This is a genomic window from Mycobacterium cookii (assembly GCF_010727945.1).
GTDB lineage: Bacteria > Actinomycetota > Actinomycetes > Mycobacteriales > Mycobacteriaceae > Mycobacterium > Mycobacterium cookii.
This window is the reverse complement of sequence record NZ_AP022569.1, coordinates 1,813,016-1,836,762: the sequence shown is the minus strand read 5'-3', so window position 1 is coordinate 1,836,762 and position 23,747 is coordinate 1,813,016. Positions and strand designations below refer to the sequence as shown.

Annotated in this window: 23 protein-coding genes and 1 pseudogene; 15 read left to right on the top strand and 9 right to left on the bottom strand. The window is 67.6% G+C overall.

Features of this window, described 5'->3' with window-relative positions; genetic code table 11:
- Window positions 1–22: 22 nt before the first annotated feature.
- Window positions 23–478: a PAS domain S-box protein gene (locus G6N27_RS08640; RefSeq protein ID WP_163775967.1), complete on the bottom strand. Its 456-nt coding sequence runs from the start codon at window positions 476–478 to the stop codon at window positions 23–25.
- 127 nt (window positions 479–605) lie between these two features.
- On the opposite strand from G6N27_RS08640, the gene G6N27_RS08635 reads away from it, so the two are divergent.
- Window positions 606–1,217 (top strand): TetR/AcrR family transcriptional regulator, encoded by a 612-nt coding sequence (locus tag G6N27_RS08635; RefSeq protein ID WP_163775966.1) that lies wholly within the window; start codon window positions 606–608, stop codon window positions 1,215–1,217.
- Here G6N27_RS08635 and G6N27_RS08630 read toward each other — a convergent pair.
- Complete coding sequence (locus G6N27_RS08630) at window positions 1,214–2,818, bottom strand: adenylate/guanylate cyclase domain-containing protein (RefSeq protein WP_163775965.1); 1,605 nt, start codon at window positions 2,816–2,818, stop codon at window positions 1,214–1,216. The two genes, G6N27_RS08635 and G6N27_RS08630, sit on opposite strands and share 4 nt — an antisense overlap.
- A 49-nt stretch (window positions 2,819–2,867) precedes the next feature.
- Between G6N27_RS08630 and nucS the strand changes: the two genes are divergently transcribed.
- Together nucS and G6N27_RS08620 are read left to right on the top strand one after the other, a co-directional pair.
- The gene (gene nucS / locus G6N27_RS08625) at window positions 2,868–3,548 is read left to right on the top strand and encodes an endonuclease NucS (protein ID WP_163775964.1); all 681 of its coding nucleotides are present in this window, start codon (window positions 2,868–2,870) and stop codon (window positions 3,546–3,548) included.
- A gap of 22 nt (window positions 3,549–3,570) precedes the next feature.
- Window positions 3,571–3,867, top strand: coding sequence for a hypothetical protein (locus G6N27_RS08620; protein WP_163775963.1), 297 nt, complete (start codon window positions 3,571–3,573; stop codon window positions 3,865–3,867).
- Here the strand turns inward: G6N27_RS08620 and mce are convergent.
- Window positions 3,864–4,343: a methylmalonyl-CoA epimerase gene (gene mce / locus G6N27_RS08615; protein ID WP_170308193.1), complete on the bottom strand. Its 480-nt coding sequence runs from the start codon at window positions 4,341–4,343 to the stop codon at window positions 3,864–3,866. The two genes, G6N27_RS08620 and mce, sit on opposite strands and share 4 nt — an antisense overlap.
- Window positions 4,344–4,422: 79 nt before the next feature.
- Here mce and G6N27_RS08610 point away from each other — a divergent pair, with 79 nt between their 5' ends.
- Both G6N27_RS08610 and G6N27_RS08605 read left to right on the top strand, forming a co-directional pair.
- Window positions 4,423–5,604, top strand: a complete 1,182-nt coding sequence (locus G6N27_RS08610) for an acetyl-CoA C-acetyltransferase (protein WP_163775961.1) — start codon at window positions 4,423–4,425, stop codon at window positions 5,602–5,604.
- A 161-nt stretch (window positions 5,605–5,765) separates the two neighbouring features.
- Entirely contained in the window at window positions 5,766–6,668 is a 903-nt protein-coding gene (locus tag G6N27_RS08605) for a tetratricopeptide repeat protein (RefSeq protein WP_163775960.1), read from the top strand.
- Between the two features lie 4 nt (window positions 6,669–6,672).
- Here the strand turns inward: G6N27_RS08605 and glgB are convergent, their stop codons facing one another.
- Complete coding sequence (gene glgB / locus G6N27_RS08600; RefSeq protein WP_163775959.1) at window positions 6,673–8,868, bottom strand: 1,4-alpha-glucan branching protein GlgB; 2,196 nt, start codon at window positions 8,866–8,868, stop codon at window positions 6,673–6,675.
- A gap of 7 nt (window positions 8,869–8,875) precedes the next feature.
- On the bottom strand, window positions 8,876–10,972 hold the full coding sequence (locus G6N27_RS08595) for an alpha-1,4-glucan--maltose-1-phosphate maltosyltransferase (protein WP_163775958.1): 2,097 nt from the start codon (window positions 10,970–10,972) through the stop codon (window positions 8,876–8,878).
- A 176-nt stretch (window positions 10,973–11,148) separates the two neighbouring features.
- Between G6N27_RS08595 and glgP the strand changes: the two genes are divergently transcribed.
- Window positions 11,149–13,758 (top strand): alpha-glucan family phosphorylase, encoded by a 2,610-nt coding sequence (gene glgP / locus G6N27_RS08590; protein ID WP_163775957.1) that lies wholly within the window; start codon window positions 11,149–11,151, stop codon window positions 13,756–13,758.
- Here the strand turns inward: glgP and G6N27_RS08585 are convergent.
- Together G6N27_RS08585 and G6N27_RS08580 are read right to left on the bottom strand one after the other, a co-directional pair.
- Window positions 13,707–15,704 (bottom strand): ATP-dependent DNA helicase, encoded by a 1,998-nt coding sequence (locus tag G6N27_RS08585; protein WP_163775956.1) that lies wholly within the window; start codon window positions 15,702–15,704, stop codon window positions 13,707–13,709. The genes glgP and G6N27_RS08585 overlap by 52 nt on opposite strands.
- A gap of 38 nt (window positions 15,705–15,742) precedes the next feature.
- Window positions 15,743–16,999, bottom strand: a complete 1,257-nt coding sequence (locus G6N27_RS08580) for a nicotinate phosphoribosyltransferase (protein ID WP_232065029.1) — start codon at window positions 16,997–16,999, stop codon at window positions 15,743–15,745.
- An 89-nt stretch (window positions 17,000–17,088) separates the two neighbouring features.
- Here G6N27_RS08580 and clpS point away from each other — a divergent pair, with 89 nt between their 5' ends.
- From clpS to rdgB, 9 genes and pseudogenes are all read left to right on the top strand, one after another.
- Window positions 17,089–17,391, top strand: coding sequence for an ATP-dependent Clp protease adapter ClpS (gene clpS, locus G6N27_RS08575; protein WP_163775954.1), 303 nt, complete (start codon window positions 17,089–17,091; stop codon window positions 17,389–17,391).
- A 3-nt stretch (window positions 17,392–17,394) separates the two neighbouring features.
- Complete coding sequence (gene aosR, locus G6N27_RS08570; protein ID WP_163775953.1) at window positions 17,395–17,967, top strand: oxidative stress transcriptional regulator AosR; 573 nt, start codon at window positions 17,395–17,397, stop codon at window positions 17,965–17,967.
- Window positions 17,964–18,995: a P1 family peptidase gene (locus tag G6N27_RS08565; RefSeq protein ID WP_163775952.1), complete on the top strand. Its 1,032-nt coding sequence runs from the start codon at window positions 17,964–17,966 to the stop codon at window positions 18,993–18,995. Before aosR ends, G6N27_RS08565 begins: the two co-directional genes overlap by 4 nt.
- Window positions 18,996–19,003: 8 nt before the next feature.
- Window positions 19,004–19,660, top strand: coding sequence for a rhomboid family intramembrane serine protease (locus G6N27_RS08560; RefSeq protein ID WP_163775951.1), 657 nt, complete (start codon window positions 19,004–19,006; stop codon window positions 19,658–19,660).
- Window positions 19,657–20,505 carry a glutamate racemase gene (murI, locus tag G6N27_RS08555; protein WP_163775950.1) on the top strand — a complete coding sequence of 283 codons (849 nt, stop codon included), beginning with the start codon at window positions 19,657–19,659 and terminating at the stop codon, window positions 20,503–20,505. The genes G6N27_RS08560 and murI overlap by 4 nt, the downstream gene beginning before the upstream one ends.
- A gap of 44 nt (window positions 20,506–20,549) precedes the next feature.
- Window positions 20,550–21,323 carry a cyclic nucleotide-degrading phosphodiesterase gene (locus tag G6N27_RS08550; RefSeq protein ID WP_163775949.1) on the top strand — a complete coding sequence of 258 codons (774 nt, stop codon included), beginning with the start codon at window positions 20,550–20,552 and terminating at the stop codon, window positions 21,321–21,323.
- Window positions 21,324–21,436: 113 nt separating this feature from the next.
- Window positions 21,437–22,216: a ribonuclease PH gene (gene rph / locus G6N27_RS08545; RefSeq protein WP_163775948.1), complete on the top strand. Its 780-nt coding sequence runs from the start codon at window positions 21,437–21,439 to the stop codon at window positions 22,214–22,216.
- Between the two features lie 12 nt (window positions 22,217–22,228).
- Window positions 22,229–22,302, top strand: a pseudogene (locus G6N27_RS25670) (hypothetical protein); the annotation flags it as partial.
- Between the two features lie 66 nt (window positions 22,303–22,368).
- Window positions 22,369–22,971: an RdgB/HAM1 family non-canonical purine NTP pyrophosphatase gene (rdgB, locus tag G6N27_RS08540; RefSeq protein WP_163775947.1), complete on the top strand. Its 603-nt coding sequence runs from the start codon at window positions 22,369–22,371 to the stop codon at window positions 22,969–22,971.
- Between the two features lie 7 nt (window positions 22,972–22,978).
- On the opposite strand, the gene G6N27_RS08535 is transcribed toward rdgB, so the two are convergent.
- Together G6N27_RS08535 and G6N27_RS08530 are read right to left on the bottom strand one after the other, a co-directional pair.
- On the bottom strand, window positions 22,979–23,296 hold the full coding sequence (locus G6N27_RS08535) for a DUF3817 domain-containing protein (RefSeq protein WP_163775946.1): 318 nt from the start codon (window positions 23,294–23,296) through the stop codon (window positions 22,979–22,981).
- A complete protein-coding gene (locus G6N27_RS08530) occupies window positions 23,293–23,682 on the bottom strand; it encodes a hypothetical protein (protein ID WP_163775945.1) in 390 nt (129 codons plus the stop codon). The genes G6N27_RS08535 and G6N27_RS08530 overlap by 4 nt, the downstream gene beginning before the upstream one ends.
- Between the last annotated feature and the right edge of the window lie 65 nt (window positions 23,683–23,747).

Below are 23,747 nucleotides of genomic sequence, written 5' to 3'. Positions count from 1 at the left end.
TCCTGGGAGCCGACCTCGCCGACTACCGACCAGGCAGCATTTCGTCGTAGGGCGATGTGTGCCAAGCGATCTCAGTCAAATCTGTGAACGCCACGACGGCCAGTTTCTCGTTCTCACGGATCAGCACCGAGTCGCTGATCAACGCCGGCATGGTCCAGCCATCGGCGTGCTGCAGTCGAATCACCGTGTTGGCGTGCTCCCGCAGGACCGAGACCACTTTTGCGCCCGGCACCTGAATGCAGGCCACCAGCGACTGTGCCGTCATCGTGACCAGTTCGTCGCACGAGTGGCCGACCATCGCCGCGAACGCCTCGTTCGCGAATTCGATCGCGCCGCTGTCGTCGACGGCGAGGATCGGAACGGCAAGGCGGCTGAGTGCGACCAGGGCAGGAAAGTCACGGAGGAAATCGGTCGCCGATTCGTCGCGGGGACGCGTCTGACGTTTGTCGATGACCGACGTCGCAGTGTGAGAGCCCATGCCGCGTTCCTTCCGGAGTTGTCAGCAAACGCGTCCTGACTGAAGGCCCCCGCGCACGACGCACTTACTCTTGGGGTGAGAGAGTACTTACTTACTACTCAGGTTGCAATCGAGTAGCGTTAACGAAATGCAAACGGCTGACACACCCAGTCGCGACCGGCTTCTGGACACCGCGCTGGTCCTGTTCGCCAGCCGGGGATACGCCGCGACCTCGACCGCCGAGTTGCAGAAAGCGTGCGGAATGTCGCCGGGCTCCGGCGCGCTTTACCGGCATTTCCGCAGTAAGAACGAGGTTTTGCGGGCTGCGCTGCGGCGCGGACTGGACCGGATGCGGGCCTCGCGCGCATGGCGGCAGGCGACCACGCCGGCCGACAGACTCGAAGCGCTCACCAACGTCGCCACCGCAGCGCAGCAGACCATCGCCGAAAACGCCGATCTTGTGCGGCTGATGCTGCACGAACCTGATGCCGCACCCGACCTGGTCGACGAACTGTGGGTGCGCAACCTCGCATTCGCACACACGATCATGGGGCAGGCGTTGCGTGCCAGCGCCGAGGAAGCCGGAACGCAGATCGCCGACCCGGAAGCGATCAGTGCGGTGCTGCTGGCCGGTCTGAGCTACATGCCGGTCATCGAAGTTCTGCTCGGCCGTCCACCTGGTGACATCGATCCCGCCCGTTTCCGAGACGCCTGGCTGCGGCTCAGCCGTGCGGTGTTCACGCACGGGGTCCCGGACTAGACCGGCGTCGCCAACTGCGTGGGCTGGTCATGACCGCGCAGCGTCACCGTGTCACCCAACGACCAGTGGGCCTGCTCGTCGTCGCTCGCGGCATTGACGGTGTCCGCGGACGCCAACAGCCGGCTTGACTCGTTCTTCGCCAACTCGCACAGCCTGGCCGCCTCGTTGACCGGTTCGCCGATCACCGTGTATTCGAATCTCTCCTTCGCGCCGACATTTCCGGCGACGGCCTTTCCGGCGGTGACCCCGACGCCTGCTTTGCACTCGGGCACTTCGCTGTCGAGACGACGGGCGATGGCGCGCGCCGCGCCGAGGGCCTGATCTTCCGGCCGGTCCAGGTGATTGGGCGCACCGAACACCGCCAGTACGGCGTCGCCCTCGAATTTGTTGACCAGTCCGTGGTGTCGGTCCACCTCTTCGACGATCACCGCGAAGAACCGGTTGAGCAGCTGCACGACTTCGGCGGCCGGCCGGCTCGTCACCAGCTGCGTCGAGCCGATGACATCGATGAAAACCACTGCGACGTGGCGCTCTTCACCGCCGAGCTGCGGCATATCCCGCTCCGCGGCGGCGGCGACTTCGCGTCCCACGTGCCGGCCGAACAGATCACGCACGCGCTCGCGCTCACGCAAGCCGTCGACCATGGAGTTGAACCCGCGCTGCAGCTCGCCGAGCTCGGTGCCGTCGAACACCACCAGATCGCCGCGCAAATCACCGTCTTCGGCTCGTTTGAGTGCTGCGCGCACCACCCGCACCGGCGTCGCCGTCAGCCAGGCCAGAATCCACATCAACACGAAGCCGAAGATCAGCGCCGCGGTCGCGATGACCAGCACCGCCACCGCGAACTGGGTCAGGCTGAGATTGCCCAGCGCCAAGACGAACAGCGCGGTGATCGCGATGCCCAGAACCGGAACACCGGAACCGAGGAACCAGACGGTCAGGGTCCGGCCCATGATGCCGGGCGCCAACCGGCGCGGTACATTGCCCGCCTCGAGTGCCTGCGCGGCGACCGGGCGCAGCGCGAACTCGGTGAAGAGGTAGGACGCGGTGGACACCAGGATGCCGCAGATGCTCACGGAGAAACCGACGATCGGGATGAAGGTGCTGTTGGCCATCCCGTAGAGCGTCGTCAACAGTCCAGCGCCGACGGCCCATAGGACTAGCACGCCGAAGGCCAACCAGAACGGCGCCTGAAACACGCTGCGTTCGTTGTCCGGGGTGGGCTCGCGCTCCTCGATCGCCCAACGCAGCGCGCCGATGGTCCGTTGCGTTATCCACGCCGTGCCCAGCGCGAGCGCGACGACGCAGTACACCGGTACGGCGATGAACGAGATCCACAGCGGCGCATCGCTGAAGACGCTCGGCTCCGGGAAGGCGACGGTCAGCAGCAGCGTTGCGACCCCGATACCGATGACATTGGCCGCGACGATGAAGACCGTGCTGATCAGCTGGATGCGGACGCGCCTGCGAGCCTGACTCTCCGACGGCCGCCCGAGCAGCCACGACCCGTACGCCGGGGTTTCTGACAACCGACCGCTCTGCTGCGTAACCCGCTCCAGCAATCGCCCCAGCCGTTGCGCGGTCGTTCGTTTCGCCATCATGGTGGCGTCAGCCTAATTGTTCGCACGCCTCGCGCTTAAGGTGTGTTGCGTGCGCCTCGTCATCGCCCGCTGCACCGTGGATTACGTCGGACGCCTCACCGCCCACCTGCCTTCGGCACGCCGATTGTTGCTGTTCAAGGCGGACGGCTCGGTGAGCGTGCACGCCGACGATCGTGCCTACAAGCCGCTGAACTGGATGAGCCCGCCGTGCTGGTTCACCGAAGAGCGCGAGGGCAGCGAAGGTGAAGCACCGGTGTGGGTGGTGCAGAACAAGGCGGGGGAGCAGCTGCGGATCACCGTCGAGGACATCGAGCACGACTCGAGTCACGAACTGGGGATCGATCCGGGGCTGGTCAAAGACGGCGTCGAGGCCCATCTGCAGGTATTGCTCGCCGAACACGTGGAGTTGCTGGGCGCCGGCTACACGCTGGTGCGCCGCGAATACATGACGCCGATCGGGCCGGTCGATCTGTTGTGCCGCGACGAACAGGGCCGTTCGGTCGCCGTGGAGATCAAGCGGCGCGGCGAAATCGACGGGGTCGAACAGCTCACCCGATACCTGGACCTGCTGAACCGGGACAGCCTGCTGGCGCCGGTCAGTGGCGTGTTCGCGGCGCAGCAGATTAAACCGCAGGCGAAAACTTTAGCGACGGACCGTGGAATTCGTTGTCTGACATTGGATTACGATAAGATGCGCGGGATGGATTCCGACGAGTTCCGGTTGTTCTGAGCGGGCTCACTAGACTGCTGACATGGCTCGACGCCGCACGACGCCGCGTCGGCAGCAGCCGCTTGGGCCGCTGCCGGCCCCGCGCCGGGTGGAGACCGGGCCCGACGGCTATGACTACGAAGTTCGGCAGGTCGCGGGCGCGTATGCGGTCAAGACGTATCGCTGCCCCGGCTGCGATCACGAAATACGCTCGGGCACAGCCCATGTGGTGGTGTGGCCGACGGACGACGGTGAAGTGGCCGTCGAGGACCGACGACACTGGCACACACCGTGCTGGACCAATCGGGCGACCCGCGGGCCGACCCGGAAGTGGAGCTAGTTCTCTGAATCGTCGGCGGGTTCGACCAATTCGATCAGCACGCCGCCGGCGTCTTTGGGATGAATGAAGTTGATCCGCGAGTTCGCTGTGCCGCGCCGCGGTGCCTCATAGAGCAGCCGGACGCCCTGCTCGCGAAGGCGCTCGCTGAGGGTGTCGAGGTCGCTGACCCGGTAGGCCAGCTGCTGGATCCCTGGACCGCGCTTGTCGAGGAATTTCGCGATGGCCGACGAGTCGTCGATCGGGGCCATCAACTGGACCTGCGCGCTGCCCACCGCGGCCCCTCGCACCGACAGCATCGCCTCGCGAATTCCCTGATCATCGTTGACTTCCTCGTGCAGAACAATCATGCCGAGGTGGTCGTGGTACCACGCGATTGCCGCATCGAGGTCGGGCACCGCGATGCCGACATGGTCGACTGCCGTGACCAGAGCAGTGCCGAGTACTCGACGGGTGTCAACTTGATCGGTGGTCATCACGTAACGGTAACCTGACGGGAAAGAATCCGCCTCTGCCGATTTGTCGGATCGGCCGTTGAACCCCGCTCTGGAGGTAGTCATGACGACATCGGTGATCGTTGCTGGGGCACGGACGCCCATCGGCAAGCTGATGGGCTCGCTCAAGGATTTCAGTGCCAGCGATCTCGGTGCCGTCGCGATCAAAGGCGCGCTGGAGAAAGCCAACGTGCCTGCCTCGCTGGTCGAGTACGTGATCATGGGCCAGGTGCTGACCGCGGGGGCCGGCCAGATGCCCGCGCGGCAATCCGCCGTCGCGGCAGGCATCGGCTGGGACGTGCCATCGCTGACCATCAACAAGATGTGTCTGTCCGGCATCGACGCCATCGCCCTGGCTGACCAGCTGATACGGGCCGGCGAGTTCGACGTGGTGGTGGCCGGCGGCCAGGAGTCGATGACCAAAGCCCCGCACCTGTTGATCGACAGCCGGGCCGGTTACAAATACGGCGACGTCACGGTGCGCGACCACATGGCTTACGACGGCCTGCACGACGTGTTCACCGACCAGCCGATGGGCGCGCTGACCGAGCAGCGCAACGACGTCGACAAATTCACCCGCCAGCAGCAGGACGAGTTCGCGGCGCGCTCGCACCAGAAGGCCGCCGCGGCGTGGAAAGACGGCGTCTTCGCCGACGAGGTGGTGCCGGTCAGCATCCCGCAGCGCAAGGGTGATCCGTTGCAGTTCAGCGAGGACGAGGGCATCCGGGCGAACACCACCGCCGAGTCACTGGCCGGCCTCAAGCCGGCGTTCCGCAAGGACGGCACCATCACCGCAGGCTCGGCGTCGCAGATCTCCGACGGTGCGGCAGCGGTGGTCGTGATGAACAAGGACAAAGCGAAAGAGCTGGGCCTGACCTGGCTGGTCGAGATCGGCGCGCACGGCGTGGTCGCCGGCCCGGATTCGACGCTGCAGTCGCAGCCCGCCAACGCGATCAAGAAGGCGCTCAGCCGGGAAGGCATCTCCGTCGACCAACTCGACGTGGTGGAGATCAACGAGGCGTTTTCCGCGGTCGCGTTGGCGTCGACGCAGGAACTCGGCATCGATCCCGAGATCGTCAACGTCAACGGCGGCGCGATCGCGATCGGGCACCCGATCGGCATGTCCGGCGCGCGGATCACCCTGCACGTCGCGCTTGAACTGGCCCGCCGGGGCTCCGGCTACGGCGTTGCTGCATTGTGCGGAGCAGGTGGTCAGGGCGACGCGCTGATCTTGCGCGCTGGCTAGTTACCGGCCAGTACGGTTTTCGCAGGCGGATTGTCGCCCGCGGCGCAAAGTTTGCTGAAGCGGTAGCGGCGGCGGCTTCGCGGCACTTCGTGTGACGTTGGTCATACGGCCGCCTCAACCGGGTGAATCGCGATCTGTGTACCCGTGCCAGACTGGGTCACGTGAGCCGTCCTCGACCTCCGATCGGGCCCGCGCTGGCAGGTGCAGTCGACCTGTCCGCCCTCAAGCAACCTCCCCCAGCCAGCAGGGACGTCGCCGGCGATGGATCGGCGGCATCCGCCGGCGTGGAGGTCAACGAGACCAATTTCGAAGAAGAAGTACTGCTGCGCTCCAACCAGGTGCCGGTGGTGGTTCTGCTGTGGTCGCCGCGCAGCGACGTGTGTCTGCAGCTGGCCGACACCCTGTCCGGGTTGGCGGCTGCCGACAACGGCAAGTGGTCGTTGGCCAGCGTGAACGTCGATGTCGCCCCGCGAGTGGCGCAGATCTTCGGCGTCGAGGTGGTACCCACCGTTGTGGCATTGGCTGCCGGACAACCGCTTTCGAGCTTTCAGGGCATGCAGCCCGCCGAGCAGTTGCGGCGCTGGGTGGACTCACTGCTGTCAGCCACTGCTGGAAAGCTCAGTGGTGCAAGCGATTCCGGCGAGCCGGAGGAAGTCGACCCCGAGCTTGCCCGGGCGCGTCAGCAACTCGAGGACAACGACCTGGGTGCGGCGCTCGACTCGTATCAGGCCATCCTGGACACCAACCCGAACCACGAAGAAGCCAAGGGCGCGGTGCGCCAAATCGCGTTCCTGATGCGCGCGACGGCGCACGGGCCCGAGGCGGTCGCGGCCGCCGATGCCGCGCCGGACGACGTCGATGCTGCATTCGCCGCCGCCGACGTGCAGTTGCTCAGCCAGGACGTCAGTGGTGCGTTCGACCGCTTGGTCGCGTTGGTGAAGCGGACATCCGGTGACGATCGGACATCGGTACGTACGCGGCTGATCGAGCTGTTCGAACTCTTCGATCCCGCCGACCCGGACGTCATTGCCGGGCGGCGCAACCTGGCGAACGCGCTCTACTAGTCGTTTACTCGGGTGCCAGCCACAGTGCCGACATGGGCGGCAAGGCCAGCACCGCCGACGCCGGACGGCCATGCCACGGGTCGTCGGTCGCGTCGACGCCGCCGAGGTTCCCGATCCCGCTGCCGTTGTAGACGGTGGCGTCGGTGTTGAGCACTTCACGCCACCGCCCGGCACAGGGCAGGCCGAGGCGGTATCCGCTGTGTTCGGCGCCGGCGAAGTTGAACACGCATGCCAGCACCGAGCCGTCGCTGCCGTAGCGCAGGAAACTCAACACGTTGTTCGCGGAGTCGTTGGCATCGATCCAGGAGTAGCCCTCCGGCTTGATGTCCTGGCTCCACAACGCCGGATGGCTGCGGTAGATCGAGTTGAGGTCGCCCACCAGGCGGGTGATGCCGGTGGAGAAGCTGTTCTCGTCGAGTTGGAACCAGTCCAGGCCGCGTTCTTCGGACCATTCGGCGCGCTGGCCGAATTCCTGACCCATGAACAGCAACTGCTTACCCGGGTGTGCCCACTGGTAGGCCAGCAGACTGCGCAGCCCGGCCGCCTTCGCGTGATCTTCGCCCGGCATCCGCCCCCACAGCGTGCCCTTGCCGTGCACGACCTCGTCGTGGCTGATCGGCAGCACGAAGTTCTCGCTGAAGGCGTAGAGCATCGAGAAGGTGATCGCGTGGTGATGGTAGCTGCGGTAGATCGGATCGCGGCCGATGTAGTCGAGGGTGTCGTGCATCCAACCCATATTCCACTTCATCGAAAAGCCAAGGCCGCCAACGCTGGTCGGCCTGGTAACCCCGGGCCACGACGTCGACTCCTCGGCGATCGTCACGATCCCGGGTGCGGCCTTGTGGGCCGTCGCGTTCATCTCCTGCAGGAATTGCACCGCCTCCAGGTTCTCCCGGCCGCCGTAGATGTTCGGCGTCCACCCGCCTTCGGGACGGGAATAGTCGAGGTAGAGCATCGAGGCGACGGCGTCGACCCGCAGGCCGTCCACGTGATATTCCTCGAGCCAGTACAGCGCATTGGCCACCAGGAAGTTGCGGACTTCGGAGCGGCCGAAGTCGAAGACGTAAGTGCCCCAGTCGAGTTGCTCACCACGCCGCGGGTCGGAATGCTCGTAGAGCGGTGTGCCGTCGAAACGGCCGAGCGCCCAGGCGTCCTTGGGGAAGTGGGCGGGAACCCAGTCCACGATGACGCCGATACCGGCTTGGTGCAGCGCGTCGACCAGCGCCCGGAACTCGTCGGGCGCGCCGAACCGCGATGACGGCGCGTAATACGACGTGACCTGATATCCCCAGGATCCACCGAACGGGTGCTCGGCGACCGGCAGCATCTCGACATGAGTGAATCCCTGTGAGACAACGTATTCCGTGAGCTCGCGGGCGAGGTCACGGTAGGACAGGCCCGGCCGCCACGAGCCGAGGTGGACTTCGTAGGTGCTCATCGGCTCGAACACCGGATTGCGCTTGGGGCGCTCCGCCATCCAGTTGTCGTCGCCCCAGTGGTAGTCGCTGACGGTCACCCGGGACGCGGTGTGGGGGGGCACTTCGGTGCCGAACGCCATCGGATCGGCCCGGTCGGTGACCGAACCGTCAGCGCCGTGCACCCGGAATTTGTATAAGCCGTCGTGCGCAAACCCGGGCCAGAACAACTCCCACACCCCTGATGAGCCGAGCATCCGCAGCGGGGCGTCGTTGCCGGTCCAGCCGTTGAATTCGCCGATCAGGCTGACACCCTTGGCATTCGGCGCCCATACCGCGAACGACACACCGTCCACCGCGCCGTCGGCGGTGGTGAACGAACGTGGATGTGCGCCGAGCACCTCCCAAAGTCGCTCGTGACGACCCTCATTGAACAGGTGCAGGTCGACCTCGCCCAGCGTCGGCAGGAAGCGGTAGGCGTCGGCGAACGCACGCGGCTCGCCGCCGTCGTAGCGGACCTCGAGGCGGTAGTCGATGAGATCGACGAATGGCAGCGCCACGGCGAACAAACCGGAGTCGATGTGCTGCAGCGGGAATCGGTCGTCGCCGATGAGTGCGACGACGTCGGTGGCGTGCGGCCGGAACGCCCGGATGACCGTGTGGTCGCCGTATTCGTGGGCACCCAGGATGCCGTGCGGATTGTGGTGCTCACCGGCCAGCAGGCGAGCCAGGTCGCCGGGTTCGGGCGCCAAATGTGCTTTGGCGAGTTGGTTGCTGGACTTCATCGCAGCGTCACCTCCGGCTCAGCAGCGGGATTCGTGCTTCGGACGGTATGAGCGGCATGTTGATGATGTGGGCGACGGCCCGGCCGGGATCGAGACGCACGTAGTTGGCTGCTCCCCACTGATATTCCTCGCCGGTGATTTCGTCTCGCACCCAGAACCGCTCGTGGTGCTCCATACCCAACGCGGCCATGTCCAACCACAAGGTCGCATCCTCGGGCCCGAATGCGTTGAGCGTCACAACGACCAGCACGCAGTCGCCGGTGGCCGGATCGAACTTGCTGTAGGCCAGCAGCGCGTCGTTGTCGACGGTGTGGAAGGTGATGTTGCGCAACTGCTCGAGTGCGGGGTGCAGTCGACGAATACTGTTCAGCCGTGCGATGAATGGCTCCAACGATCGCCCCGCTGCCAGTGCACCGGCGAAGTCGCGCGGGCGCAGTTCGTACTTCTCGGAATCGAGGTACTCCTCGCTGCCCTCGACGACGGCGCGGCCCTCGAACAGTTCGAAGCCGGAGTACAGCCCCCAGGTCGGGCTCATGGTTGCGGCCAGCACGGCACGAATCGCGAACATGCCGGGGCCGCCGTGCTGTAACGACGCATGCAGGATGTCGGGGGTGTTGACGAACAGGTTGGGCCGCCGGAAGTCGGCGATCGCCGGGATCTGCTGAGCGAATTCGGTCAGCTCCCACTTGGCCGTGCGCCAGGTGAAGTAGGTGTAGGACTGCGTGAATCCCAGCTTGGCCAAACCGTATTGGCGAGCCGGCGGAGTGAACGCCTCGGACAGGAACAGCACATCCGGATCGACCGCTTTGACCTGAGAAATCAGCCAGGCCCAGAAGTTCGGCGGCTTGGTGTGCGGGTTGTCGACACGGAACACCTTGACGCCGTGGTCCATCCAGTACCGCACCACGCGCAGCACCTCGTCGTACAGCCCGGCGGGGTCGTTGTCGAAGTTGATCGGGTAGATGTCCTGGTACTTCTTCGGCGGGTTCTCCGCGTAAGCGATTGTGCCGTCCGGTAATTCGGTGAACCACTCGCGGTGCTGAGACGCCCACGGGTGATCGGGCGCGCATTGCAGCGCGAGGTCCAGCGCGACTTCCATGCCCAGTTCGTTGGTCGCGGCCACGAATTTGTCGAAGTCTTTGATCGTGCCGAGTAGCGGGTGCACCGCGTCGTGACCGCCCTCGTCGCTGCCGATAGCCCACGGCGATCCGACGTCGCCGGGCACTGCTGTCGCGGTGTTGTTGCGGCCCTTGCGGTGCACCTTGCCGATCGGGTGGATCGGCGGCAGGTACACCACGTCGAAGCCCATCTGCGCGATGCGGGGCAACGCCGCCGCCGCGGTGGCGAACGTGCCGTGCACCGGATTGCCGTCGGCGTCCCGGCCGCCGGTCGAGCGCGGGAACATCTCGTACCACGACCCGAAGCGGGCCAGCGGTCGGTCCACCCACACCCCGTACTGCTCGCCGCGGGTGACCAGCTCCCGCAGCGGGTAGTGGGTCAGCAGTTCGTCGACCTCGGGGCTTAGCGCCGGTGCGGCGCGAGTCAGCGGGTCGCCGGGGGTGCGCAGCGCGGTCGCGGCCGCCAGCAACGGGTCGCGCCGGGCGCGCGGCACTCCGGCCGCAGCGCGCTCCAGCAATCGCGCGCCGACCAGCAGGTCGTTGGACAACTCGTTCTCGCCCTGTCCGGCGTCCAGCTTGGCCTCGACGGCATGCCGCCAGGTGTGAATGGCATCGCCCCACCCGTCGACCCGAAACGTCCACAACCCGACGCTGTCCGGCGTGAACGCGCCGTGAAAGACGAACGGCTCGAGGCCCGGGGTCATCGCGACGTGCAGCGGTTTGACCTTCACGACCGGGTCGGCGTCGGGTGCGGCCGCCGTCGGCGCCTTGACCGGTGCCTGCACCGCTTTGAGCCGCCGCGTCTCACCGGCCAGCGGGTAGCGCGGCCCCAGGTAACGCACCACGAGAGTTGCCGCGACGGCGTCGTGGCCTTCCCGCCAGACCGACGCGCGAACCGGTATCACCTCGCCGACCACGGCTTTCGCCGGGTAGGCACCGCACGATACGACGGGGGCGACGTCATCGATCTCGACACGACCGGGCACCGCTACTCCTTTGTGAGTCTCCGCTTGTCCGTTGTCGTTCTGGGCGCGAGCAGCGCTCGTCTTTCGAAAGCCCTGTGCGCCCAATACCCACCGTAGTGTCGGACCACACCCGGGGCCGGGTGGCGCGGACCGTTCGGTGGGCGAACCCCGCCTGCGCGTCAGTAAGGTAATGACGCGTGAAAGCCCTGCGTCGGTTCACGGTCCGTGCCCATCTTCCGGAACGCCTGGCGGCGCTGGAACAGCTCTCCACAAACTTGCGATGGTCCTGGGATACGCCGACGCAGCGACTCTTCGAGACGATCGACCCGGCGCTGTGGGCACAGTGTCGCCAGGATCCCGTTGCTTTGCTCGGCGCGGTGAGCCCGGCCCGGCTCGACGAGCTGGCCCTCGACGGCGAATTCCTGAACCGGCTGGACGAATTGGCGGCCGAGCTCGACGACTATCTGAACCGCCCGCTGTGGTACCAGCACCAGCAGAGCGACGGCGTCGCGATGCCCAACGGGATCGCGTACTTCTCGATGGAGTTCGGCGTGGCCGAGGTGTTGCCGAACTACTCGGGCGGCCTGGGAATCCTGGCCGGCGATCATCTGAAATCCGCATCGGATCTCGGACTGCCGCTGATCGCGGTGGGGCTGTATTACCGGTCCGGCTACTTCCGGCAGTCGCTGACGGCCGACGGCTGGCAACACGAGACCTATCCGGCGCTGGATCCGCAGGGACTGCCGCTGCGGCTGCTCACCGACGGCACGGGCGCGCCCGCCCTGGTCGAATTGGCGCTGCCGGAGTCCGCCCGGCTGCGGGCGAGGATCTGGATCGCCCAGGTCGGTCGGGTGCCGCTGTTGCTGCTGGACTCCGATATCCCCGAGAACGAGCACGAGGTACGCGGGGTCACCGACCGGCTGTACGGCGGCGACCAGGAGCACCGGATGCGGCAGGAGATCCTGGCGGGCATCGGCGGTGTCCGGGCGATTCGCGCCTACACCGCGATAGAGGGGCTGCCCGCGCCCGAGGTGTTCCACATGAACGAGGGCCACGCCGGTTTCCTCGGCGCCGAGCGGATCCGTGAACTCGTCGACGCCGGCCTGGATTTCGACACAGCGCTGACCGTCGTGCGGTCCAGCACGGTCTTCACCACCCACACCCCGGTGCCCGCCGGCATCGACCGCTTTCCAGTCGAGATGGTGCAGCGGTATTTCGCCAACACCGCAGCGGACCCCGACTACGCGCCCGAAGCGGCGTTGCTTCCCGGCGTACCGCTGGCCAGGATCCTGGCGCTGGGCGCCGAGGACGATCCGGAGAAGTTCAACATGGCCCACATGGGGCTGCGGCTCGCGCAGCGGGCCAACGGGGTCTCGCTGCTGCACGGCGAGGTGAGCCGGGCCATGTTCAACGATCTGTGGGCCGGTTTCGACGCCGACGAGGTGCCGATCGGGTCCATCACCAACGGCGTGCACGCCCGCACCTGGGCGGCACCGCAATGGCTGGAGCTCGGCCGCGAGCTGCTCGGCTCGGACTCGTTCAGCGATCCCGGCGTCTGGCTACGCGTCAACGATGTCGACCCGGGTCACCTGTGGTGGATCCGCGCACAACTGCGCGCGCTGCTGGTCGACGACGTCCGCGCCCGGCTGCACCGTTCCTGGCTGGTCCGCGGCGCCCCCGAGGCTGAACTGGGCTGGATCGCGACGGCCTTCGACCCGAACGTGCTGACCATCGGCTTCGCCCGACGCGTGCCGACCTACAAGCGGCTGACGCTGATGCTGCGCGACCCGGATCGGTTGCAGCGTCTGCTGCTCGACGAGGACAGGCCGATCCAGCTGATCGTGGCGGGCAAGTCACACCCCGCCGACGATGGCGGCAAGGCGCTGATCCAGCAGGTGGTGCAGTTCGCCGACCGGCCGGAGGTGCGGCACCGCATCGCGTTCCTGCCCGACTACGACATGTCGATGGCCCGGCTGCTCTATTGGGGCTGCGACGTGTGGCTGAACAACCCGCTGCGCCCGCTGGAGGCGTGTGGCACGTCGGGCATGAAGAGTGCGCTCAACGGCGGGCTGAACCTGTCCATCCGGGACGGGTGGTGGGACGAGTGGTTCGACGGCGAGAACGGCTGGGCGATCCCGTCGGCCTCCGGGGTGGCCAACGAGGAGCGCCGCGACGATCTGGAGGCGGCCGCGCTGTACGACCTGCTGGAGAAGTCGGTGGCGCCGAAGTTCTACGAGCGTGACGAGCACGGCACGCCGCGCCGGTGGATCGAGATGGTGCGCCACACCCTGCAGACCCTCGGCCCGAAAGTGTTGGCCTCGCGGATGGTTCGCGATTACACCGAGCGCTACTACCTGCCGGCGGCGCAGTCGCTGCGCAGCACGGTGTCGGTCGACGGCGACGGCCAGGTGGACTTCGGCCCGGCGCGCGAATTGGCCGACTACCGCCGTCGCGCTTTCGAGGCGTGGCCGCACATCGACATCACCGACGTCGACAGCACCGGGCTGCCGGACACTCCGGTGCTCGGGTCGAAGCTGACGCTGACCGCGACCGTCCAGCTGGCCGGTCTGCGGCCTGACGAGGTGACGGTCCAGGCCGTCGTCGGCAGGGTGGACACCGGCGATGCGCTGCTGGATCCGGTGACGGTCGACATGCCGTACACCGGCACCGCCGCCGGTGGCGACCACATTTTCGCCACGACGACCCCGCTGCCGGTCGCGGGGTCAGTCGGTTACACCGTGCGGGTATTGCCGCATCATCCGATGCTGGCATCGGAGGCTGAGCTAGGACTAGTCACGCTGGCGTAGCTTGTGGTCAGCCGCCTCAACGCCGCCCGCACCGCCGTCGCGTCGGTGGTCGCCCAGAACGGCGGCAATGACGCGCGCAGGTAGCCGCCGTAGCGGGCGGTGGCCATCCGCGAGTCGAGCACCGCGACCACGCCGCGGTCGTCGACGCGACGCAGCAACCGCCCGGCGCCCTGAGCCAGCAGCAGTGCGGCGTGGCTGGCGGCGACAGCCATGAAGCCATTGCCGCCCGCGGCGGCCACCGCCCGCTGCCGGGCGGACAACAGCGGGTCGTCGGGCCGCGGGAACGGGATGCGGTCGATGATCACCAACGACAGCGACGGGCCGGGCACGTCGACGCCCTGCCACAGCGACAGGGTGCCGAACAGCGACGTGACGTCGTCGGCGGCGAACCGCTCGACAAGTGCCGCCGTGCTGTCGTCGCCCTGACATAACACCGGCGTCGACAACCGCTCGGACATCGCCTCGGCGGCCGCGCGTGCCGCCCGCATCGACGAGAACAGTCCGAGTGTTCGTCCGCCCGCCGCGGTCACCAGGTCGGCGATCTCGTTCAGCTGTTCGGTCGACCCGGTGCCCTCGCGGCCCGGCGGCGGCAGATGGGCTGCGACGTACAGGATCCCGGCTTTGGCGTGTTCGAACGGTGATCCGACATCGATTCCACTCCAGGGTGTTTCGGCATCAGCCAGGCCCCACGCGGCTGCCATCGCGTCGAACGAGCCGCCGACCGTCAGCGTCGCCGACGTCAATACCGCCGTGGCGTCGGCGAACAGCCGGGTGCGCAGCAGTCCGGCCACCGACAGCGGCGCCACCCGCAGCACGGTTCGCGTCGTGCCCCGATTCTCCTCGTGATCCAGCCAGACCACGTCGGTGCGGTCGGGGATCGCCGGTGCGAACGACGCCAGGATCCGCGTTGCGGTGTCGGCGATTTCGGCCAGGCTGGCGACCGCTTCGGCGCGGGCCGCGGCAGCCTTGGGATCGGACGGCGACAGGTCGATCGCCGACCGGGCCGCGCTGGCCGCATCGCGCAGCGCGGTGAGATCGGTGGCCAGTTCGTCGTCGAGGTGGTCGATCCGACCGGCGGGGGCGTCGTGGATCGCCGCGGTGAAGCTCGCGGATGCTCGCTCCCAGCGCTGCGTCAGTTCGGGTTCGACCAGCCGGGCGATGCGCCGCGCTGCCACGCCGAGCGTGGTCGCCGTCAGCTCGCCGGTGGCCACCGCGGTCACCCGGTCGACCAGATCGTGGGCCTCGTCGACCACCAGCAGGGAGTGTTCGGGCAACACCGCGGAGTCGGAGACGGCGTCGATGGCCAGCAACGCGTGATTGGTGACGACGACATCGGCCTGGCCGGCGGTCGCGCGTGCCTTTTCGGCGAAGCACTCGGTGCCGAACGGGCAGCGGGCCATGCCCAGGCATTCCCGCGACGACACGCTGACCTGTGACCAGGACCGGTCGGCCACCCCGGGTTTGAGGTCGTCGCGGTCACCGGACTCCGTCGTCGACGCCCACTCGGTGAGCCGCTGCACGTCGCGACCCAACGCGGTTTTCGCCTGCGGCGCGAACAGCTCCTCGGGCGTTTCGTCGTCGGCCGCGGAGCCGTTGTGAATCTTGTTGAGGCACAGGTAGTTCTGCCGACCCTTCAGCAGCGCGAACCGCGGCGCGCGGGGAAGCGCGTCGGTGAGCGCGTCGACAAGCTGAGGCAGATCCCGGTTGACCAGCTGGCGTTGCAGGGCGATCGTCGCGGTCGACACCACCACCGGGGTGTCGTCGGACAACGCGTGGCTGATCGACGGGACCAGGTACGCCAACGACTTTCCAGTGCCGGTGCCGGCCTGCACCGCGAGGTGTTCGCCGTTGTCGAAGGCATGCGCGACCGCGGTGGCCATCTGCAGTTGGCCGCTGCGTTCCTTGCCGCCCAGTGCCGCCACCGCGGTGGCCAGCAGCTGCGTCACGGGCGCCGGCTCGTCGTTGGGCGTGGCTACTCCTGCGGTTACGGACGTCGGGCCGGGATCTGCGTGGTGTGAATCGCCGGATCACCGTGCGACAACATCAGACCCTCCCACGGCAAGCTTCGCAAGCCTGACGCCACCAGCTTGCGGGCCGAGCTCAAATCCGTGTCCGCCACCGCTTCGCCGTGGCGCGCCAGCGGGACGGTCAGCACCCTCGACGGGTCGTTGCTTTCAACCGGTTGGCCGGCGGGGTGCACGATCTCCTCGGTGATGGTGCCGGTCGGACGGGACAGCCGCAGCGCCGCTTTGCGGCCGCCGTGCGACTCCTTGCGCGCGCTGCGCTTCTCGACGGGCATGCCGTCGACCTCGACCAGCTTGTAGACCATGTTCGCTGTCGGCGCTCCCGACCCGGTGACCAGCGAGGTGCCGACACCGTAGCTGTCTACGGGTTCGGCCCGAAGACCGGCGACGGCGAACTCGTCGAGATCACCGGAAACGACGATGCGGGTTCCGGTGGCGCCGAGCCGGTCGAGTTGGGCGCGGACCTGGCGGGCCAGCACGCCCAGGTCGCCGGAGTCGATGCGCACGGCACCCAGGCCGGTCCCGGCGACCGCCACCGCGTTGTCCACGCCGGTGCTGACGTCATAGGTGTCGACCAGCAGCGTGGTGCCCACGCCCAGCGCGTCGACCTGTGCGGCGAACGCGGCCGGCTCGTCGGGCCCGTCCGGGCCGGTGTGCAGCAGCGTGAAGGCGTGCGCGCTGGTCCCTTCGGTCGGTACGCCGTAGCGCCGGTGGGCGTCCAGGTTGGACGACGCGGCGAACCCCGCGATGTAGGCGGCGCGCGCGGCCGCGACGGCGGCCTGCTCGTGGGTGCGACGCGAGCCCATGTCCATCAGCGGCCGTCCCTCGGCGGCGCTGACCATCCGCGCGGCCGCCGAGGCGACTGCGGTGTCGTGATTGAAGATCGACAACGCCAGCGTCTCCAGCAGCACGCATTCGGCGAAGCTGCCATGCACCGAAAGCACCGGGGAATTGGGGAAATACAGCTCGCCTTCGGCGTAACCGTCGACGTCCCCGCGGAACCGGAAGTCGCGCAGATAGCCCAGGGTGTCGCGGTCCAGAAATTCCGCCAGTGACTCGCAGGCGTCGTCGTCGAACCTGAACTCGGGCAAGGCTTCCAGGAATCGGCCCGTACCTGCGACCACCCCGTAGCGACGTCCGTCGGGCAGCCTGCGGGCGAAAAGTTCGAACGTCGACCGGCGCTCCGCGGTGCCGGCCCGCAGCGCTGCCGACAGCATGGTCAACTCGTACTTGTCGGTCAGCAGCCCGGAGTACACATCGCAACGGTATCGGGTCTACGCGGACGCCCCTCGGTATCCTGTTAGGCATGGGTGCCTCAGCTCCGACCAAGCCGGGAACCACCGAGAAGCGGGAAGCGGACACGGTTGAAGCCACTGCCGCGCCCTGGGTGACCATCGTCTGGGACGATCCGGTGAACCTGATGAACTACGTGACGTATGTATTCCAGAAACTGTTCGGCTACAGCGAACCGCACGCCACCAAGCTGATGTTGCAGGTCCACAACGAAGGCAAAGCCGTGGTGTCGTCGGGCAGCCGGGAATCCATGGAGGGCGACGTATCGAAGCTGCACGCGGCCGGGTTGTGGGCCACCATGCAGCAGGATCGCTAAAGGGTGCGTAAGTGGAAGCGGGTCGACACCGCCGACGGTCCCCGTTTCCGGTCCGGTCTGGACTCACACGAGGCGGCCCTGCTCAAGAATTTGGTCGTGTCCATGATCGGCTTGCTCGACGAGCGCGAATCCTCTGCGCCGGCAGATGAACTCGAGAAGATCACCGGCATCAAGACCGGTAACTCCGAACCGCCGGACAACGCGACGTTGCAGCGGCTGCTGCCCGATTTCTCCAAGCCGGACGACAACGCCGACGAGCCGACCGACAGCCTGAACGCCGCGCTGCGCAGCCTGCATGAGCCGGCGATCATCGATACCAAACGCCTTGCAGCGCAACAGCTTTTGGATACGTTGCCGGATGGCGGCGGCAAGTTCGAGCTGACCGAGGACGCCGCGCACGCCTGGGTCGCGGCCGTCAACGACTTGCGGCTGGCGTTGGGCACCATGCTCGACATCGGGCCCGACGGCCCGGATCGGCTGCCCGACGACCATCCGCTGGCGCCACACCTCGACGTCTACCAATGGCTGACCGTGTTGCAGGAGTATCTCGTCGTGGCGCTGATGGGATCGCGGTGAACGCGATCACCGACGTCGCGGGCATTCTCGTCGGACAGCACCATCGCCTCGATCCGGACGCGACCATGGGGACCGGCTGGGCCAGTGGCGTCTCCGTCGTCCTGGCGCCGCCCGGCACGGTGGGCGCCGTGGACGTTCGCGGCGGTGCCCCCGGCACCCGGGAAACCGACCTGCTCGACCCGGCGAACAGCGTGCGCTACATCGACGCCGTGTTGCTCGCCGGCGGCAGCGCGTACGGGCTGGCCGCAGCCGACGGGGTGATGCGCTGGCTGGAGGAGCACGACCGCGGCGTCGCGATGAAAGGTGGCGTGGTGCCGATCGTTCCGGCCGCGGTGATCTTCGATCTGGAGGTCGGCGCCTGGGGCAGTCGGCCGACCGCCGAATTCGGCTACGCCGCCTGCGCGGCCGCGGGCCCACAGGTCAGTGTCGGCACGGTCGGCGCCGGCGTGGGTGCGTGCGCGGGCGTGCTGAAGGGCGGCCTGGGGACGGCGTCGATCATGCTGGCGTCCGGAGTGACCGTCGGCGCGCTGGTCACGGTGAACTCCGCGGGCAACGTCGTCGACCAATCCACCGGCCTGCCGTGGCTGAGCTATCTGGTCGACGAGTTCGGGCTGACCACGCCCCCCGACGAGCAGGTGGCCGCGCTGGCCGCACTCGAATCCCCGCTCAGCTCGCTGAACACCACCATCGCCGTGGTGGCGACGGACGCCGCGCTGAGCCCGGCGGCCTGCCGGCACATCGCGAGCACGGCGCACGACGGGCTCGCCCGCAGCATCCGCCCGTCGCACACCCCGGTCGACGGCGACACCGTGTTCGCCCTGGCCACCGGCGCGATCGAGGTTGCTCCGCCGGCCGACCTGCCGGCCGCCTTCTCGCCGGAAACGCCGCTGGCCACCGCCGTGGGCGCCGCGGCGGCCGACTGCCTGGCCCACGCGGTGCTCGGCGCGGTGATCGCCGCCGACCCGGTTGCCGGAATACCGTCGTATCGGGACCTGTTGCCGGGAGCATTCCGGCAGGTGGAAGGGTAGCTACGGGGATGAGCAACTACACGCCGACACCGGCACGGCGGCCGAAGAAGCGTTCCGGCTGGGTGGTCGCCGGAACGACCATCGTCAGCTTCGTGGCGCTGCTGTACGTCATCGAGCTTTTCGACCAGATCGACGGGCACCACCTGGACGACTACGGCATCCGCCCGATGGAGACCGACGGCTTGTGGGGCGTTCTCTTCGCACCGCTGTTGCACGCCAACTGGGCGCATCTGGCGGCCAACACCGGGCCTGCGCTGGTGCTGGGCTTCCTGGTCGCGCTGGCCGGGCTGGCCCGGTTTTTCTGGGCGACGGCGATCATCTGGATCGTCGGCGGCCTCGGCACCTGGCTGATCGGCAACTGGGGATCGTCCTGCGGCCTGGAGAGCGACCACATCGGCGCCTCGGGGCTGATCTTCGGCTGGCTGACCTTCCTGCTGGTGTTCGGGTTCTTCATCGGCTCGGGCTGGCAGATCTTGGTCGGCGTTCTGGTGTTGGTCGCCTACGGCGGGGTGCTGTGGGGGGCCGTGCCGGTGCTCAACGTGTGCGGAGGGGTGTCCTGGCAGGGCCATCTCTGCGGCGGCATCGCCGGGGTGCTGGCCGCCTACCTGTTGTCCAGACCGGAACGTGATGCCCGGCAGCGTCGCCGGCTAGGAGCGACGCCGTGACTGACGCATTGGCGCCGATCGGGGTGTTCGACTCCGGCGTCGGCGGGCTGACGGTCGCCCGCGCCATCATCGACCAACTGCCCGACGAAGACATCGTCTACGTCGGCGACACCGGCAACGGCCCGTACGGTCCGCTCACCATTCCCGAGATCCGCGCGCACGCGCTGGCCATCGGCGACGACCTGGTCGATCGCGGGGTCAAGGCGCTGGTGATCGCGTGCAACTCGGCGTCGTCAGCCTGCCTGCACGACGCGCGGGAGCGCTACGACGTCCCCGTCGTCGAGGTCATCCTGCCCGCGGTACGACGGGCGGTCGCCACCACCCGCAACGGTCGCATCGGCGTGATCGGCACGCAGGCGACCGTCGCCTCGGGGGCGTATCAGGACGCGTTCGCCGCCGCCCGCGACACCGAGATCACCGCGGTGGCCTGCCCACGGTTCGTCGACTTCGTCGAGCGTGGCATCACCAGCGGTCGGCAGGTGCTCGGGCTGGCCGAGGGCTACCTCGAGCCGCTGCAGCGCGCCGACGTCGACACGCTGGTCCTGGGCTGCACCCACTATCCGCTGCTGTCCGGGCTGATCCAGCTCGCGATGGGCGACAACGTCACGCTGGTGTCCAGCGCCGAGGAGACGGCCAAGGAACTGCTGCGCGTGCTCACCGAGCGTGACCTGCTGCACCCTCATCCGGATCGCCCGGCTGCATCCCCGCCGCGTCGGTCGTTCGAGGCGACTGGCGACCCGGAGGCGTTTCTCGCACTCGCGTCGCGGTTTCTGGGGCCGGCGATTACCGGCGTCGAACCGGTGCACCGTCACATCGCCGCGCCGGGTGACCTTACTCGTCAGTAAGGCGCGGATGTTTTGGCCATCAATGCGCTGGGCATGGCACAGTAGTGACCGTGCGAATCACCGTGCTGGGCTGCTCTGGGAGCGTCGTTGGCCCGGATTCGCCGGCATCGGGTTACCTACTGAGAGCTGACGACACTCCACCGCTGGTAATCGACTTCGGCGGAGGGGTACTCGGCGCACTGCAGCGGCATGCCGACCCGGGATCGGTGCAGGTTCTGTTGTCGCATCTGCACGCCGACCACTGCCTCGACGTACCGGGGCTGTTCGTCTGGCGCCGCTATCACCCGTCGCCGCCGGCCGGTAAGGCGTTGATGTACGGGCCCAGCGATACCTGGTCGCGGCTCGGCGCGGCGTCGTCGCCATACGGCGGTGAGATCGACGACTGCTCCGACATCTTCGACGTCCGGCACTGGGTCGACGGTGAAGCCGTGCAGTTGGGCGCCGTCAGCGTCACACCGCGGCTGGTGTGCCATCCGACCGAGTCGTACGGCATGCGCATCACCGACCCGGCCGGGGCGACGTTCGTCTACAGCGGAGACACCGGTTACTGCGACGCGGTGATCGACCTGGCCCGCGGCGCCGACGTCTTTCTGTGCGAGGCGTCGTGGACCCACTCTCCCGACCGGCCACCCAACCTGCACCTGTCGGGCACCGAGGCCGGCCGGATCGCAACCGCGGCCGGGGTGGGCGAGTTGTTGCTCACCCACATCCCACCGTGGACGTCGCGCGAGGACGTGATCAGCGAGGCCAAGGCCGAATTCGACGGCCCGGTGCACGCGGTGGTGTGCGGCGAGACGTTCAACGTCGCGCGCTCCTGAGCGGACGCTAGGGTTGATCGCCCGGCCAGACGGGCTTTCGGCGCCGAGCGCCCCGCCAGCCGGGCACTCGAGCGCTACGCGCTCTGGATCGTCGCCACGCTAGGGTTGGCGGCGTGTCAAAACGAGAAGACGGCCGCCTCGACGACGAACTCAGACCGGTAACGATCACCCGCGGGTTCACCTCGCACCCGGCAGGTTCGGTGGTCATCGAATTCGGCCAGACCAAAGTCCTGTGCACCGCCAGCGTCACCGAGGGGGTGCCGCGCTGGCGCAAAGGATCGGGGCTGGGCTGGCTGACCGCGGAGTACGCCATGCTGCCGTCGGCCACCCATACGCGCAGCGACCGGGAATCGGTGAAAGGCCGGCCGTCTGGACGCACGCAGGAGATCAGCCGGTTGGTCGGCAGGTCGCTGCGGGCGTGCATCGACCTGGCGGCGTTGGGGGAGAACACGATTGCGATCGACTGCGATGTGCTGCAGGCCGATGGCGGTACCCGCACCGCGGCGGTGACCGGGGCGTACGTCGCGCTGGCCGACGCGGTGACCTATCTTTCCGCGGCCGGCAAGCTCTCCGATCCGCGGCCGCTGTCGTGCGCGATCGCCGCGATCAGCGTCGGCGTCGTCGACGGCCGGGTGCGGGTCGACCTGCCCTACGAGGAAGACTCTCGCGCCGAGGTCGACATGAATGTGGTGGCCACCGACACCGGCACGCTGGTCGAGGTCCAGGGCACCGGCGAAGGCGCCACCTTCCCGCGGTCGACGCTGGACAAGATGCTCGACGCCGCGCAAGGTGCCTGCGAGAAACTATTCGCCGTTCAGAGCGAAGCGCTTGCGTTGCCGTATCCGGGTGTGCTGCCCGAAGGGGCCGCGCCGCAGAAGGCGTTCGGAAGCTGATCGCCGGCGACGATGCAGAGCGCAGCGATGAGGAGGAGCGACGCAGATGACTTCCGCCGGCGACGATGCAGAGCGCAGCGATGAGGAGGAGCGACGCAGATGACTTCCGCCGGCGACGACGCAGAGCGCAGCGATGAGGAGGAGCGGCGCCTATGACACGCGTGTTGGTGGCCAGCCGTAACCCGAAGAAGCTGGCCGAGCTACGCCGGGTGCTGGACGCCGCCGCGCTGTCCGGGCTGACGCTGATGTCGCTGGACGACGTGCCGCCGTTCGATGAAGCTCCGGAAACCGGTGCGACATTTGAAGACAACGCACTCGCCAAGGCGCGCGACGGGTTCAACGCGACCGGGTTGCCGACCGTCGCCGATGACTCCGGGTTGGAAGTGACTGCGCTGAACGGCATGCCGGGTGTGTTGTCGGCGCGGTGGTCGGGCTGGCACGGCGATGATGCGGCCAACATGACTCTGCTGTTGGCGCAGTTACGGGATATGCCCGACGAGCGCCGTGGCGCAGCGTTCGTATCGGCGTGCGCGTTGGTGTCCGGCGCGGGGGAGGTCGTCGTTCGGGGCGAGTGGCCCGGCGTGATCGCGCGGGATCCTCGCGGCAATGCGGGTTTCGGCTATGACCCAATTTTCGTTCCGGAAGGCGAGGATCGCACTGCGGCGCAACTGACTTCGGCGGAGAAAGACGCCGCCTCGCACCGGGGTCGCGCGCTCGCGATGTTGCTGCCGGCTCTGCGTGAGCTCGCCGAATAGGCTTGACTCACAACGCGAAGCGCGCCTTGACGTCCTTGGTCTGAAAATGCTCGACGATGATGCCGACCAGTGGGATCGTGCCCGCGAGAAGCACACCCACCGTTTTGCCGATCGGCCAACGGACCTTGATTGCCAGGTTGAACGCCGCCAGGACGTAGATGAAGTAGACCCAGCCGTGAACGACTTCGATCCAACGGATTTCGTGATGGAACACCACGTGCGAGACGATCTCGTAGCACAGGGCAATGAGCCACAGACCCGTCGTCCACGCCATCACGCGGTAAGCGAGCAGTGGGGTCCGGATGTTCTGTCCGGGCGCGGTCATGCGGTGGTCCTGTTCTGTCGACGATCGTTGTCGTTGTCCGCCTTGGCAAGGTCTGCCAGGTAGGCGTTGTACTCGCGGAGAGCCGGGTCATCGTTGTTGTGCGGTGCGGCTTCAGGTCGCTCGGGCAGCAGTCCGTCCGGAATCTCGGTCACGATGCGATCGTCCCGCGGCTCCGGCGGCGCATCTTCGTAGCGGACGAACTTGTAGTACGCGTAGACGCAGAATCCGGCGAAAGCCGGCCATTGCAGCGCATAGCCGAGGTTCTGGAAGGTGCCCGACGCGGATTCGAACCTCGTCCACTGCCACCAGCCCAGGGCGAGGCAGCCGCTGGCCGCCAGCAGCGCCAGCGCAATCAGCGCGGGCCTGCGACGACGCGTAGTGGACACCCCTAGAAGGTACTACCAGGTGGCGGCGACGCCCGGGACCACCAGAGCCTCGCGGGACGAGGAGG

What these genes read in the sequence shown, in the direction of transcription:
- G6N27_RS08630 (WP_163775965.1), bottom strand. Translation starts at nt 2,818, where the DNA reads ATGATGGCGAAACGAACGACCGCGCAACGGCTGGGGCGATTGCTGGAG.
- rdgB (WP_163775947.1), top strand. Translation starts at nt 22,369, where the DNA reads ATGACACGCGTGTTGGTGGCCAGCCGTAACCCGAAGAAGCTGGCCGAG.
- clpS (WP_163775954.1), top strand. Translation starts at nt 17,089, where the DNA reads ATGGGTGCCTCAGCTCCGACCAAGCCGGGAACCACCGAGAAGCGGGAA.
- G6N27_RS08640 (WP_163775967.1), bottom strand. Translation starts at nt 478, where the DNA reads ATGGGCTCTCACACTGCGACGTCGGTCATCGACAAACGTCAGACGCGT.
- G6N27_RS08620 (WP_163775963.1), top strand. Translation starts at nt 3,571, where the DNA reads ATGGCTCGACGCCGCACGACGCCGCGTCGGCAGCAGCCGCTTGGGCCG.
- G6N27_RS08580 (WP_232065029.1), bottom strand. Translation starts at nt 16,999, where the DNA reads ATGCTGTCGGCAGCGCTGCGGGCCGGCACCGCGGAGCGCCGGTCGACG.
- G6N27_RS08560 (WP_163775951.1), top strand. Translation starts at nt 19,004, where the DNA reads ATGAGCAACTACACGCCGACACCGGCACGGCGGCCGAAGAAGCGTTCC.
- G6N27_RS08610 (WP_163775961.1), top strand. Translation starts at nt 4,423, where the DNA reads ATGACGACATCGGTGATCGTTGCTGGGGCACGGACGCCCATCGGCAAG.
- G6N27_RS08635 (WP_163775966.1), top strand. Translation starts at nt 606, where the DNA reads ATGCAAACGGCTGACACACCCAGTCGCGACCGGCTTCTGGACACCGCG.
- glgB (WP_163775959.1), bottom strand. Translation starts at nt 8,868, where the DNA reads ATGAAGTCCAGCAACCAACTCGCCAAAGCACATTTGGCGCCCGAACCC.
- G6N27_RS08535 (WP_163775946.1), bottom strand. Translation starts at nt 23,296, where the DNA reads ATGACCGCGCCCGGACAGAACATCCGGACCCCACTGCTCGCTTACCGC.